Source organism: Marinobacterium sedimentorum (assembly GCF_024267675.1).
GTDB classification, from domain to species: domain Bacteria; phylum Pseudomonadota; class Gammaproteobacteria; order Pseudomonadales; family Balneatricaceae; genus Marinobacterium_A; species Marinobacterium_A sedimentorum.
The window spans coordinates 49876-62768 of sequence record NZ_JALDYX010000029.1 but is presented as its reverse complement, the minus strand read 5'-3'; the positions used below and the strand labels follow the sequence as shown (position 1 = coordinate 62768).

At 61.0% G+C, this 12893-nt stretch carries 11 protein-coding genes; all 11 read left to right on the top strand.

The features are described from left to right. Window positions 1–774: 774 nt before the first annotated feature. The 11 genes from MRS74_RS19000 to MRS74_RS18950 are packed head-to-tail and all read left to right on the top strand — an operon-like array spanning window position 775 to window position 12495. Entirely contained in the window at window positions 775–1962 is a 1188-nt protein-coding gene (locus tag MRS74_RS19000; RefSeq protein ID WP_254581854.1) for a LuxE/PaaK family acyltransferase, read from the top strand. Window positions 1963–1987: 25 nt separating this feature from the next. Next, the gene (locus tag MRS74_RS18995; RefSeq protein WP_254581853.1) at window positions 1988–2368 is read left to right on the top strand and encodes an iron-sulfur cluster assembly scaffold protein; all 381 of its coding nucleotides are present in this window, start codon (window positions 1988–1990) and stop codon (window positions 2366–2368) included. Then, window positions 2365–3546: a cysteine desulfurase family protein gene (locus MRS74_RS18990; protein ID WP_254581852.1), complete on the top strand. Its 1182-nt coding sequence runs from the start codon at window positions 2365–2367 to the stop codon at window positions 3544–3546. The genes MRS74_RS18995 and MRS74_RS18990 overlap by 4 nt, the downstream gene beginning before the upstream one ends. Before the next feature lie 13 nt (window positions 3547–3559). Then, on the top strand, window positions 3560–5275 hold the full coding sequence (locus tag MRS74_RS18985) for a fatty acyl-AMP ligase (protein ID WP_254581851.1): 1716 nt from the start codon (window positions 3560–3562) through the stop codon (window positions 5273–5275). Between the two features lie 10 nt (window positions 5276–5285). Next, window positions 5286–5558, top strand: a complete 273-nt coding sequence (locus tag MRS74_RS18980; protein WP_254581850.1) for an acyl carrier protein — start codon at window positions 5286–5288, stop codon at window positions 5556–5558. Beyond that, window positions 5558–6625, top strand: a complete 1068-nt coding sequence (locus tag MRS74_RS18975) for a flavin-containing monooxygenase (RefSeq protein WP_254581849.1) — start codon at window positions 5558–5560, stop codon at window positions 6623–6625. The genes MRS74_RS18980 and MRS74_RS18975 overlap by 1 nt, the downstream gene beginning before the upstream one ends. A gap of 14 nt (window positions 6626–6639) precedes the next feature. Beyond that, entirely contained in the window at window positions 6640–8973 is a 2334-nt protein-coding gene (locus MRS74_RS18970; RefSeq protein ID WP_254581848.1) for an efflux RND transporter permease subunit, read from the top strand. Beyond that, on the top strand, window positions 8963–9769 hold the full coding sequence (locus MRS74_RS18965) for an outer membrane lipoprotein-sorting protein (RefSeq protein WP_254581847.1): 807 nt from the start codon (window positions 8963–8965) through the stop codon (window positions 9767–9769). Before MRS74_RS18970 ends, MRS74_RS18965 begins: the two co-directional genes overlap by 11 nt. A gap of 5 nt (window positions 9770–9774) precedes the next feature. Further along, on the top strand, window positions 9775–10965 hold the full coding sequence (locus MRS74_RS18960; protein WP_254581846.1) for a hypothetical protein: 1191 nt from the start codon (window positions 9775–9777) through the stop codon (window positions 10963–10965). 8 nt (window positions 10966–10973) lie between these two features. Further along, on the top strand, window positions 10974–11768 hold the full coding sequence (locus MRS74_RS18955; RefSeq protein WP_254581845.1) for a 4'-phosphopantetheinyl transferase family protein: 795 nt from the start codon (window positions 10974–10976) through the stop codon (window positions 11766–11768). Window positions 11769–11814: 46 nt separating this feature from the next. After that, window positions 11815–12495: a MaoC family dehydratase gene (locus tag MRS74_RS18950; RefSeq protein WP_254581844.1), complete on the top strand. Its 681-nt coding sequence runs from the start codon at window positions 11815–11817 to the stop codon at window positions 12493–12495. The last annotated feature ends 398 nt before the right edge of the window (window positions 12496–12893 follow it).

The following is a 12893-nucleotide window of genomic DNA, read 5'->3' as shown; positions in this document are numbered from 1 at the left end:
GGCGCATCCTGCGCCACAGTATTAAACCGGCTCTACAGACGTAAAATGCCACCGGCCTAATACCGACAGCCCGCCAGAATCAGAATTTCCGGAATAATCAGAAGCACATCTATTTAAATAACGAAAATAACGGCATGCGAAATACCAACCCTTATCCGCCACAGATAAAAAAATACAGCCATTTTAAGCGAAATATCAAAATATAAGCACAAAAACGATCAACAAACGCACAGATGTTTAAAAAAAGAAATATCGATAATTTCGGAAAAAAATACGAAATACTTCTGAAAAAAGTCCGTTCAACCGTCAACATTTACACAGGCGATAGACTTTAAAATTTCATTTAAAACGGGCGTTTTAATATTTGACTTTGAATGTATCGTTCAATAACCTCTTGCCCTGATCGCCGTAAACACCAGGATATACCGCGATCAAACAACTAATAAGAATGGAATGCGAGGAGCCGTTGGTTGCGGGTCCAGGGAAGCAAAGCAAGAATGTTATTTACCCTATTCAGCCCTCCCGAGATTGGTCACATTGCCAGGTGCAGAACGGTGGCCAGAGCCAGATCCCGTGGCCCAAGTGTCCACTGTGCACCACTTCCGATCGTCAGCCCTGTAATCAGGCGCCCCCAGAGTATAGAGCCGCCAGGCGCAACGGCATCCAGGCCGCTGCCCAGGCGTCCATCGCGGGGATTGCCAATCAAAAATAAGAAAGCACCTGGGTACCGACGATAAAAGCCATATCCCCACAAGACTTTTAAAGGAGACTAAGATGTCGGCCGAACTGCAAAGCATGTTAAAGAAAAATGGACTGGATCCTTTGAAGGTTGCGCTTTCATCGGTATCGGAACTTTATTCCATGCCCGATGAAACACTGCTGGAATTTAAAACAGGTTTGATTCGCGATGCTTTTCAAACCCATTACGCAAACAATGCCTTTTTTCGTTCCGCCTGCGACAGCAAGGGTATAACGCCTGAATCCATTGAGGCGCCGGAAGATCTGATCAAAATACCGCTGATTCCCATTGAGCTGTTCAAAGCCAATGACAGTCACAAGCTGCTTTCCGTCAGCCTGCGCGACATCGAGCTGGAAATGCGCAGCACCGGTACCTCTGGAATCCCGAGCGTGTCCCGCCGCTGCAGCGATACGGTCGACAACGCGGTCATGGGCATCTACGCGATGTACCGCGAATTCCTGGAAATATCCAAGGGCGCAGGCCTGTACCTCTGTCCATCGACCGAGGAAATTCCGGAAATGGGCATGATCAAGGCGCTAAACATGCTGGCCGGTCTGCTCGATACCCACCGTTTCATGGTCCGGCAGGAGTCGTTCAAGCCCGAAGATGCGCTGGCGCAGCTCAATGACTGGAATCACAAGTTCAGTCGCCACATCATAGGCCCGCCCTTCCTGATCAACCGCTTTATCAGCTACCTCAAGGCCACCAATACCCGCGTCAAGCTGGACAAGAGCAGCTATGTCATCACGCTCGGCGGCTGGAAACGCTTCTCGGGCCAGATGCTGTCGCGCGCCGAGTTCAACCAGGAATGCATGGAATACCTGGGGGTCGAGGAAAGCCAGATCCGCGATATTTATGCACTGGTCGAGTCGAATGTCGTCGCGATTGACGACGAACATGGCGTCAAGCACGTGTCCCCCTTCATCCACTTTTCGGTACGCGACCCCAAGCAGCTGGACCGCGAAGTCGCTCCGGGAGAAATAGGCCAGCTGGCGATTCTCGATCCCCTCGCCCGCTCGACCCCTGGCTTCATGCTGACCGAGGATCTGGTCCGGCTGCTGCCCGAACCCAGCCGTTCCGGCCGCAGCGGACAGCGCATGCAGTACGTGATGCGCCTGCCCGAATCGACCGAATTCGGTTGTTGCGCCGTTAATCTGGACAAGCGTCTGGACGATCTGGACGCCGCACCGGCCGCCGCCGATAACTGTCCGGTCGTCGCCTGACCCTAAGCCGACAGGGAGCTGCTGCATGTACAACGACATCATCATCGACAACTTTTCCGACCCGGCCCACGTCGGCGACATCGACGGGCCGGATTTCGAGTACGAGATCGGCAATCCGGTGTGCGGAGACCGTATCCGTATCCAGATCAGTGCCGCTGACGGACGGGTCGACAAAGCCCGGTTCAGAGCCTGGGGCTGCGCCACCTCGGTCGCGACGGCGAATATTTTCTGTGCCTCGCTCAACGATCAGCCGCTGCAGCGGCTCGCGCAGCGCAGCGAAAGCGAGATAGAGGCCATGCTCGGTGAGCTTGAGCCGTCTCAGCACCACTGCGTCGAGATTCTGCAGCAACTGCATCAGCGGCTGCTCGCACAGGTCGATGGCGCCAGCCGGGAGATCCCGGCATGACGCAGGCACAGGCGATCGAAGGCTACTTCGACTACAACGCCACTACACCGGTGTCCGAAGCCGCGGCGCAGGCGATGAGCGCCGCGCTGCGGCTCTTCGCCAACCCCTCGGGGCGCACAGCGCCCTCCACCAGCAACCGCGAGCTGATACAAAACGCCAAGCAAAGGGTCGCGCACCTGCTGGGCACGGAGCCCGCGCACGTGTTCTTCACCTCCGGCGGCTCCGAGTCCAACAACTGGGCGATCAAGGGTAGCCTGCTGAATGACCTGCCCCGCGCCGGCCACATTTTGACCACCGCACTAGAGCATCCGTCGGTGCTCGAAACCATCCGTTATTGCGCCCGGCAGTTCGGCTTCGAGGTAACCTGCCTGAACCCGGATGCCAGCGGTGCCGTCTCCGTCGATGCAGTGGCCGTCGCCATCCGGCCTGACACCCGCCTGATATCGATGATGTATGCCAACAACGAAACCGGTGTTATCCAGCCGGTCGAGCAGGTGGCAAAGCTCGCCCGCAAGCGCGGCATTGCGTTTCATGTCGATGCGGTTCAGGCAGTCGGAAAACGGGCCCTGGACGTCGAGTTACTGGGGGCCGACTTCGTTTCCTTCTCGGCGCATAAGTTCTACGGCCCCAAGGGAATCGGCGGTCTCTACGTCCGCAATGTCGAGCGTCTGTCGCCACTGATCCACGGCGGCGGCCAGGAAATGGCGATGCGATCAGGCACCGAAAACCTTGTCGCCATCGCGGGTCTTGGCGCCGCCGCCGACGAGTGCTACCGGGAGCTTGCTGCCTGGGATCAACACAGCCTGGCGTGCAAGCAGCGACTGATCGAGCGGCTGAACGACGCCGATATCCAGACCTGCATCAATGGCGCCAGCGCCTACGAGGCCGCCATTTCCAACACCCTCAACCTGTCTATTCCGGGCATCAGGGGCGAGGCACTCGCCGTTCTGATGGAAAGAAAGGAGGGCATGGTGGTGTCGATCGGGTCCGCCTGCAGCAACAACAAGACCAAACAGCTGTCCCCCGTCCTCCTGGCCATGGGTCTGGACGAGGAGAGGATTCAGAGCGCGATCCGGATCAGCTTCGGCCGCTTCACGCGCCTGGAGGATATCGACCGTTTCGCCGCCTCCCTCGAGCGCCGGGTGAAACAGCTGCAGGCCATGGGCTTCAGCGGATAGAGGAGCTGTGAAAATGAAGCATCAACCGGCCCCGCCGCTGCGTTTCATGGAGGCCTTCGAGGGTCATGTCGCCCGCCGTGGCGACCAGACCGCCTGCGTCTTTCAATCCCAGGGCACCGATACCGCCCGCTCGCTGAGCTACAGGGAGCTGAACCGGCAGGTGCTCGACCGGGCACGCCTGCTGGTAGCGCGCGGGTACAGCGGCCAGCCGGTGGCGCTGCTGTTCCCCAGCGGACTGGATTTCGTCGTCAATTTTCTCGCCTGCCTGGCCGCCGGCGCCGTTGCCGTGCCCCTCAACCTGAGCCGCAACGCGCAGCAGCTTGAACGCACGGTGCGCATTCTCGAGGACGCCAGGACCCGGGCCATCCTCACCACGGCCCATAGCCGGGCACTGCTGGCGGAACAGCTGGCGGAACTGCCCCAGGTCGACCTGCGCGACCAGGACTGGATCGACGAATACCAGACGGGCCCCGCAGACGCCATCCCGTTGCCGCCGCCGGACCCCTACCAGCTGGCCTTCATCCAGTACACCTCGGGCTCTACCGGCCTGCCCAAGGGCGTCATGGTGAGCCACGCCAATATCGTCGACAACCAGCTGGCGATTCAGCAGGCCTGCGGCCATAAGCCCGGGCTGATCGCCGGCGGCTGGTTGCCCCAGTTCCACGACATGGGCCTCATCGGGCATCTGCTGCAGCCGCTGTTCCTGGGTGGCACCTATGTCTTCATGCCGCCAATGAACTTCGTGCAGCGCCCGCGCCGCTGGCTCGAGCTGATCTCGCACTATCGCATCCAGAGTTCAGCCGCGCCGAACTTCGGCTACGAACACTGCGTCAAGTTCATTGCCGAGCGCGAGGACCTGTCCGGCCTCGACCTGAGTTGCTGGACAGTGGCGCTGAACGGCTCGGAGCCGGTCAGCGCCGACACCATGCACGCCTTCGCCGACCGCTTCCAGGCCCATGGCTTCAATCCCGCGGCCTTCTTTCCCTGCTACGGCATGGCGGAAACCACGCTGTTCGTTTCCGGCGGACCTGCAGGCAGCGGCATCGAGACCCTGACGTTCGAGCCTGCAGGCTTTGACAATGGCCGCCTGCATCCGGCCACCGAGGGGCGCCGGGTAGTCAACTGCGGGCTGGTCACGCCGCAGCTGGAGCTAAGGATCGTCGATCCCGCCAGCGGCCGCGTCTGCCAGGCCGACGCCATCGGCGAGATCTGGATCAGCGGTGCCTCGGTCGCCCAGGGCTATCTGAACCAGCCCGACATCAGCGCACAGAATTTCAGGGCGCAGCTGGAACCGGCCGACGGCCGGCACTACCTGCGAACAGGGGATATGGGTTTCCTGCACCAGGGCCGGCTGTTCGTCACCGGACGCATCAAGGAGATGCTGATTCTGCGGGGGCGCAACCTCTACCCCTACGATATAGAGCGCAGCTGCAACAGCCATCCGCACGCCGCCGGCAACAACAGCGCCTCGGTGTTCACGCTGCAGATAGACGGCGAAACCCGGCTGGCGGCGATCGTCGAGATCCGACGCAACGCCTTTCTCAACGAGGATCACGCACAGCTGCGTCTTGAGCTGCGCGAGGCCGTGATGGCGGCACACGACGTGGCCCTAGACCGGCTGCTGCTGGTCAAACCCGGCGGCATTCCGAAAACCACCAGCGGCAAGGTCAGGCGCACCGCCTGCCGGGAACTGATCACCGCCGAACAGGCGGTACCCGCCCAGACCTGAGGATACCCAGATGACAACCAAGCTTTGCACAACAACACTGGTGGAACAGATCGCCGGCTTTATCGCAGCCAAGACCCCCGAGTTCTCAATTGACGAGCACCGGGATACGTCCTTTTCAAGCCTGGGTCTGGACTCCGCCGACCATGTGCGCCTGTCGACCCTCATCGAAGATCAGCTGAGTGTCGAGGTCGATCCGACGCTGGCCTTCGACTACCCCACCATCAATGCCCTGGTCGCGCACCTGGAGCAGCGCTTCGGCACGCCAGCCGGGGACGCCCGCTGATGCAGCAGTACGATTGCATCGTCATCGGCGGCGGCCAGTTTGGTCTGCATACCGCACGCAGGCTGCAGCAGGCCGGCTTAAACTACCTGCTGCTGGAGCGGGATCGGATCGGCGACGCCTGGCGCAACCGGCTGGAGGGCATGCAGCTGTTCACCTCGCGTCAGTTCTGCGCCCTGCCAGAGCTGCCGTTTCCCGGCGACCCGGAGGGCTTTGCATCCGTGGTCGAAATGGCCGACTACCTGAGCCAGTACGCACAGCACCACAAACTGCAGATTCGGGAACAGGCCAAAGTCGTCAGCCTGGAGCGTGTCGAACCGGGGGGCTTTCTGATCAAGCTCCAGAACGGCACCGACCTGTGGGCCCGCAGTATCGTCAACGCCACCGGTGCCAACCAGCTGCCCCATGTACCGGCGATAGGCCAGCAACTCGATACCAGCGTCCGGCAACTGGATGCCGGGCTCGGGTCCACCGCCTCGATCACCGACGGCAGCACCGTCGCTGTCATTGGCGACGGCGCCAGCGGCCGGCAGATCGCCGACCAGCTGGCAAAGCGCTGTACTGTGATCCTGGCGACCGGCTCGCCGCGGGGCCTGACGCCCAACCGGATACTCAAGCGCGATATCTTCTGGTGGCTCGACAAGCTGCGGATTCTGTACGCCGACAAGAACAGCCTGGTGGCCCGGATACTGAAAAAGCGCAATCCGGTCCCCTGCGGCGACTACAGCAATCGCCACTTGCAGGCCCGCGGGGTCGAGATCGTCGGCCGGGCGCTGGAATGTGCGGGCCAGCGCCTGCGCTTCGCGTCCGGTGAATGGCGCGACGTCGACTGCGTCATCTGGGCCACCGGTTACCGCGACGACACCCAGTGGCTGAATCTGCCCCACTGCATAGGTGCCGACGGCTTCGTTGAAGACTACGGCAAGACCCCCGAGCCCGGCCTGTTCGTGGTGGGCCGCAAATGGCTCAGTTGCAGGGCCTCGGAACTGGTGATGGGCGTCGAAGCGGACGTCGACAGGATCATGGCGCCGCTGCGCAGCTTTTTATCGGACAGGGAAGACGCGCTTTGAACGCAGGAACACGGATGCACTGGCTTATGGAATCCCGCGCCAGCCGCTGGCTGCTGGCACTGGTGCTGCTGCTGACCCTGGTATCGGCCGCCGGCCTGACACGCATGGGTCTGGCCAGCGACTACCGCATTTTCTTCGATGATGACGACAGCGACCTGCTGCGCCTGGAGCAAATGCAGGATACCTACAGCACCACCGACAATGTTTTTATCATGATTGAGCCGCCGGCCGACGCAGGCGTCTACAACGCCGACACGCTCAGGCTGGTGCATGAGCTGACACAGGCACTCTGGCGCCTGCCCCACGTCTCGCGTGTTGATTCACTGACCAATTTCCCCTACAGCTCGGCCGACGGCGACGATATCCTGATCGAAGAGCTCGTCTACGAACTCGACGAGATTAACCCCCAGCGGATCGACTTCATTGCCGCGGCCGCAGGCCTGGAGCGGGACCTGGTGGGCAACCTGGTGACGGCGGATGGTCGCTACACGGCCATCAATGTCACCACCCGGCTGCCGGGTCTGGACAACAAGGCTGAAGTCCTCGCCGTCACCGACGGTGTCGATGAACTGATCGCCGCCTACCAGGCGGCGCATCCCGAACACCGCTTCTACCAGACCGGGGTCGTGGAAATGAACGGCGCCTTCTTCAAGGCCGCAAAGAAGGACTTCGTGACACTGATTCCGCTGATGATCGTTTTCGTGCTCATCAGCGCCGGTCTTATCCTGGGATCGCCGGCCGCGGCCGGCGCCATTCTGGCCATCGTCGTCCTGGCGCTGTGCGGGTCCCTGGGCATGGCCGGCTGGCTGGGCATCCGCCTGTCCGCGCCCTCGATCTCGGCGCCAATCATCATGTTCACGGTGATAGTGGCGTCGGCCATCCACATCCTCAGCTACATCAAGCGCCAGATCGCCGCCGGCCTGCCCCGGCATGAGGCGGTACTGCAGTCCTATCAGCGCAATATCAAACCCATCGCCGTGAGCCACCTGACCACCATCGTCGGTTTCCTGGCGATGAACTTCAGCGATTCGCCGCCGTTCAGGGACCTGGGCAACATAGTGGCGCTGGGGGTGCTGTTTTCGCTGCTGCTGACGGTCACTGTGCTGCCGCAACTGTTGCTGCGGCTGCGGTTTTCGGCGCGGGCAACCGCCACCACCCGGCTGTTCGAGCGGATGAGCCGGTTGTCGGGCTGGGTGATCCGGTGCCGGCGTCCGATCCTGTGGCTGATGCTGCCGCTGGCGCTGGCCGTGGCGGCACTCAGTCCGCTGAACGCGCTCAACGACGACCTGATCCGCTACTTCGACAAGTCACAGACGTTCCGCGCCGATTCGGAGCGGATCGACCAGCACTTTTCCGGCATATACACCATCGACTATTCGCTGTCGGCGACGCAGCAGAACGGTATCTTCGGCCCCGACTTCCTGCGTTTTATGGAACAGTTCGATGCCTGGCTGCTGGAGCAGCCGGAGGTGGTCACGACCTCGAGCCCGCTGCACCGCATCAAGGATCTTAACCGCCTGATGAACGGCGGCGACGCGGCCTTTTATCGCCTGCCCGCCGACGCCACCACCGCCGCCCAGCAATTTCTGCTGTACGAGATGTCGCTGCCCTTCGGCCGCGACGTGACCCACCAGGTCAGCTTCGACAAGTCCTCGGCGAAACTGACCGCACGCTTGCAGAATCTCAGTTCCCTCGGGCTGATCGCCTTTGAAGAGCGGGCACAAGGCTGGCTCCGGCAGCAGCAGCCGGCGGCGATCCAGATCTATCACAGCAGCCCCGCCGTCATCTTCGCGCACATTGGCGAGTCCAATATCATCAGCCTGCTGGAAGGCGCATCCCTGGCGTTTGTGGTGATTTCAATCATGCTGACGCTGGTCTTCGGGTCCGTCTACATCGGCCTGCTCAGCCTGATTCCCAATCTCTTGCCGGTCGCGGCCGCCTTCGGATTCTGGTATGGCATCAACGGCCAGATTTCCATGGGTCTGGCCGGTGTCTCGGCGATGGCGATTGGCATTATTGTCGATGACACCGTGCACTTCATCTACCAGTACATGAATGGCCTCAAGCGCGGCCTGACGCCCGAGGACAGCGTGCGGGAAACCTTCAGCAAGACAATGGGCGGCATTGTGATCAGTTCGCTGCTACTGGTCGTTGGTTTTATGCTGCTGTCGACCTCCGCCTTCGAAAAGAACGCCCAAATGGGCATGCTGACCAGTATCACCATCGTGCTGGCGCTGATCTTCGACCTGCTGCTACTGCCGGCACTGGTGCTGTCGTTTCTGCGCCGGGTACCGACCCCGGCGGCCCGATACCTTCGCAAAGCAGAGGAGCTTCACGATGCAAAATGATGTCCGGCGACACAGCGCCACGCTGCTGCTGTGCGGCCTTCTGAGCCTGCCTGCCGCCGCCCAGAACACTACAGACCCAGGACGGCGGGTGGCAGAGGCGGTGGAAAACAGGGACCTGGGCTACGGCGACAGCGTCGCCGAGCTGACGATGATTCTGCGCAACCGGGCCGGCAATGAAACCACTCGCGAACTCGAAATCCGCCTGCTCGAAAACCCGGAGGGCGGCGACAAGTCGCTGATACGCTTTGACTTTCCTGCCGATATCCGGGGCACGGCCCTGCTCACGCATCCGCAGCCCGCCGGCACCGATGAACAGTGGCTCTACCTGCCGGCCAATGCGCGCATCAAGCGGATATCATCCCGCAACAAGAGCGGTGCCTTCGTCAGCAGCGAATTTTCGTTCGAAGACCTGGCCGACAAGCAGATCGACGACTTCAGCTATGCCTATGTCAGGGAAGAGGCGTGCGATGACGGCAGCGGCGCGAACGCGCTCAGATGTGATGTCATCGACCGCATGCCCGTCGACACGCACTCCGCCTACAGCCGGCAGCGGGTCTGGGCCGACCAGAGCGCACGCCGGGTCCACCGCATCGAGTATTTCGACCGCAGAGGCACGCTGCTCAAGACCTTTACCGCAGAAGACTTCCAGCTCTACAGCGACCGCCACTGGCGGCCGATGCAGGTGGCAATGCACAATCAGCAAACCGGTAACGAAACTATCCTGAGCTACAGGAGCATCCGTTTTGGCAATGGCCTGTCGGACGAAAGCTTCCATCGCAATATGCTGAAGGACTGACCAGGATGGGATTTCTTCGCTCATCAGCTCGGCCACTGCTGTGCCTGTGCCTGCTCGCGCCGCCGGCCCTCGCCGAGGGCGTCATCCAAAGCCATTCCGTGGACATCGCCGCCACCTACCGCGCCTTCGCCCATGAGGCCGCATCCGCGGACGACGGGGCCGATTACCGTCAGGCGCCAGGGTTGCAGGGCGAGATAGACGCCAGCGGCCGTATTGGCGACGCCGATTTCAAGCTGCGCCTGTTCGGCAGCTGGGATGCCGAGGACGAAAACCGCCGCTATGGCGATATCCGTCAGGCCAGCGCACTGTGGCGCCATGACCGGCTCTCGTTCGGTGCCGGTGTCGGGACCTTTTTCTGGGGCGTTTCCGAGACCATCAACATCGTCAATGTGCTGAACCAGGCGGACCTGCGCCAGGCCGTCGATGGCAAGGACAAGCTGGGGCAGAGCTTCACCTCATTAAGCCTGCGGTTCGACACCGGCGAGCTGTCGTTCTACTACCTGCCGACCTTTCGTGAACGCGAGTTTTCGCAGCGCCCGTCATTCGGACTGCCGGTCTCGGAGCGCGCGCAGTTCGAGACGTCCGAGCACGGCGGCGATATCGCGCTGCGCGGCCAGCTGTACCTCGGTGACCTCGAAGTCGGGCTCGGCTACTTCAACGGTACCCGCCGGGCACCGCTGCTACTGAGAAGCAGCGGCACGGCCAGGGAGCTGACGCCCTGGTATATCGAAACCGAAAACCTGCTGCTGGACACACTCTATCTGGTCGACGATACGATCCTGAAGCTGGAAGTCAAAACCGGCCGCGAACGGGATCAGGGGTTCTTCGCCGCCAATCTCGGTCTCGAGGTACCTGTCTATTCGCTTCCGGAGGGCCTTCAGGACCTGTCGCTGATCGCCGAATACCTGATCGATGACCGGGATGAGCAGGCCGAAAGTCTGGGCCAGAACGATCTGTTCATCGGGCTCAAATCGACCTTTGGCGATATCGGCAACAGTCAGTTCCGGGGTCTGGTCAGCTACGACTTCGACAGCCATGCCAACTACCTGGACCTGAGTCTGAAACACCGCCTGAACGACTATGTCAGGATCGAAACGCGGGCACTGCTGTTCCTCAACGCCAGGCCCGAGGATAGCTGGCTGTACCCGGTCCGGGATGAGGATTTTATCGAAATCAAGCTGCACTATTCATTCTAAGCCCCGGCATGCAGACACAGGCACCCGATAATATCCGCATCTGGCTTGCGACCACCAGCGCATTCGCGCCGCTGCTGGCGCTAAACCCTGCACCGATTTTTGCCACCCTGAGCGCCCCGGAGTGCGCCCGCTATCGGGCCACTGTCAGCCGTGACGCCGGCCTCCACTTTCTGCTCGGCCGTTACCTGCTGCGCCATGCACTGTCCGCCAGCTGCGGGGGACAGATAGCCCCCGCAGCCTGGGAAATCACCGCAGACCCGGGCAAGCCCAGGGTACTGCACAGGTCCGCGCCGGGCTTCAGTATTTCCCACAGCGATGGGGTCGTGGCCGTCGCACTCAGTCACAGGCTCGAGCCTGGGCTGGATATAGAGCCGCTCAGCCGGAACCTTGGCGCAGGTATCTGTACCCGGCAGCTGCTGAGCCCCGTACAATACAAGGCACTGCAGGCGATACCGGCGGCGAAAAGGGGTGCGCTGCTGGCGCGGGCCTGGTGTATCAAGGAAGCCGTATCAAAGGCATTCGGCCTGGGCCTGCGATTGCCCTTCGCCGAACTCGACTTCGATCTGGCGCCGCCGGAGGCGGCAGAGCCTGCTTGCTGGCAGCGGGGAACGCGACTGGGCCAGGGCAGCTTCTGGTTCCGCCTTCCCTGTCTTGAGCGCTACCGACTCTGCCTGGCGCTGATCGCGCCAACGCAGAGCCCGCCCGAATTGCCCGGGATATCGCTGGTTCCCTTTACCTGCCCTGGCGGCATGACGGGCCCGGCAGCCCAAACAACCCTGGCGGCCGATCTGATATCGCTATAGCCGGAGCCGGCTTGCCGCTCCTGCACCACCCAGACAGGATCTGATGATGGACGTTTTCGAATATATCCGCGAGAAAGAACGCTCGATCAGAGTACGGCTCGGCCGTCTTGATTTCAAAAACACGTCCGACAGCCACCTGCGGCAACTGTCCTACTTCATCAGTCACTCACTGAACAATACGCTGAACAACTCCTGGGTTTCGAGAATCCATCTGATTCTCGACCCTGCCGGCGGTCGCGACCTGCAGGCGGTGAAGAACACCAAGGTCCTCGATTTCTATCACGACTGGCAGGCACATATCGGCCGCGAACTGTTCGTCGGTCCCTGGATGACGATCGATCAGTCACGCATCGACCGTTTCGCCGACGTGACGGGCGATCGCCAGTGGATTCACACCGACCCGGAACGCGCCCGCAACGAATCACCCTTCGGTGGCACCATCGCCCACGGCTTTCTGATCCTGTCGCTGTTGCCGGATCTGACCGATACCGTCAATCCGCAAAGGCCCCCGTACCCCGAAGCCCGCATGGTAATCAACTGCGGCCTCAACCAGGTCCGCTTCCCGCACCCGGTCAAGACTGGCAGCCGGATCCGCGCCCGCACCAGCCTTCAGTCCCTGACGCCGTCCAAGCGCAGCGTGGAGATGGTCAACCAGATCAAGGTGGAGGTCGAGGGATCGGGACGTATCGTCTGCGTCGCCGACTCAGTCCTGAAACTCTATTTCTGAAGCGGGATGGCGGAAATTTCGTTATTGCAGGAGCAAAAGTAAGGGACCGTACATCCATATACACCGCTCCTGCGCATCCATGCGCCCGCGATATACCGTACATCCTGTACATAAAAAAAATCCGGGCAAGTGCCCGGATAAAAGCCGTGATGGGTACACAGGATAAGGTGAATATTGCAAACACCTGAGCCAAACGAGGGGCTGGAGAAAGTCGAATAAGCGACCTTAACTGCAGTTCCCCTGGAGCAATACGATAACAGTGTCGCCTGGAACATCGGGTGAATGGTGAGTTCACCCTGAGCAGATATAACCTGCGCTACTGTGAAAATATGATAACGCCGAAGTGATTAAGCGAAATGTCTGAACTCGTCATCGGACATTCCTTTTACGACAATCGC

Coding starts and splice junctions, on each gene's coding strand:
- MRS74_RS18965 (WP_254581847.1), top strand. CDS start 8,963: ATGCAAAATGATGTCCGGCGACACAGCGCCACGCTGCTGCTGTGCGGC.
- MRS74_RS18980 (WP_254581850.1), top strand. CDS start 5,286: ATGACAACCAAGCTTTGCACAACAACACTGGTGGAACAGATCGCCGGC.
- MRS74_RS18970 (WP_254581848.1), top strand. CDS start 6,640: ATGCACTGGCTTATGGAATCCCGCGCCAGCCGCTGGCTGCTGGCACTG.
- MRS74_RS18985 (WP_254581851.1), top strand. CDS start 3,560: ATGAAGCATCAACCGGCCCCGCCGCTGCGTTTCATGGAGGCCTTCGAG.
- MRS74_RS18960 (WP_254581846.1), top strand. CDS start 9,775: ATGGGATTTCTTCGCTCATCAGCTCGGCCACTGCTGTGCCTGTGCCTG.
- MRS74_RS18990 (WP_254581852.1), top strand. CDS start 2,365: ATGACGCAGGCACAGGCGATCGAAGGCTACTTCGACTACAACGCCACT.
- MRS74_RS19000 (WP_254581854.1), top strand. CDS start 775: ATGTCGGCCGAACTGCAAAGCATGTTAAAGAAAAATGGACTGGATCCT.
- MRS74_RS18955 (WP_254581845.1), top strand. CDS start 10,974: ATGCAGACACAGGCACCCGATAATATCCGCATCTGGCTTGCGACCACC.
- MRS74_RS18995 (WP_254581853.1), top strand. CDS start 1,988: ATGTACAACGACATCATCATCGACAACTTTTCCGACCCGGCCCACGTC.
- MRS74_RS18975 (WP_254581849.1), top strand. CDS start 5,558: ATGCAGCAGTACGATTGCATCGTCATCGGCGGCGGCCAGTTTGGTCTG.
- MRS74_RS18950 (WP_254581844.1), top strand. CDS start 11,815: ATGGACGTTTTCGAATATATCCGCGAGAAAGAACGCTCGATCAGAGTA.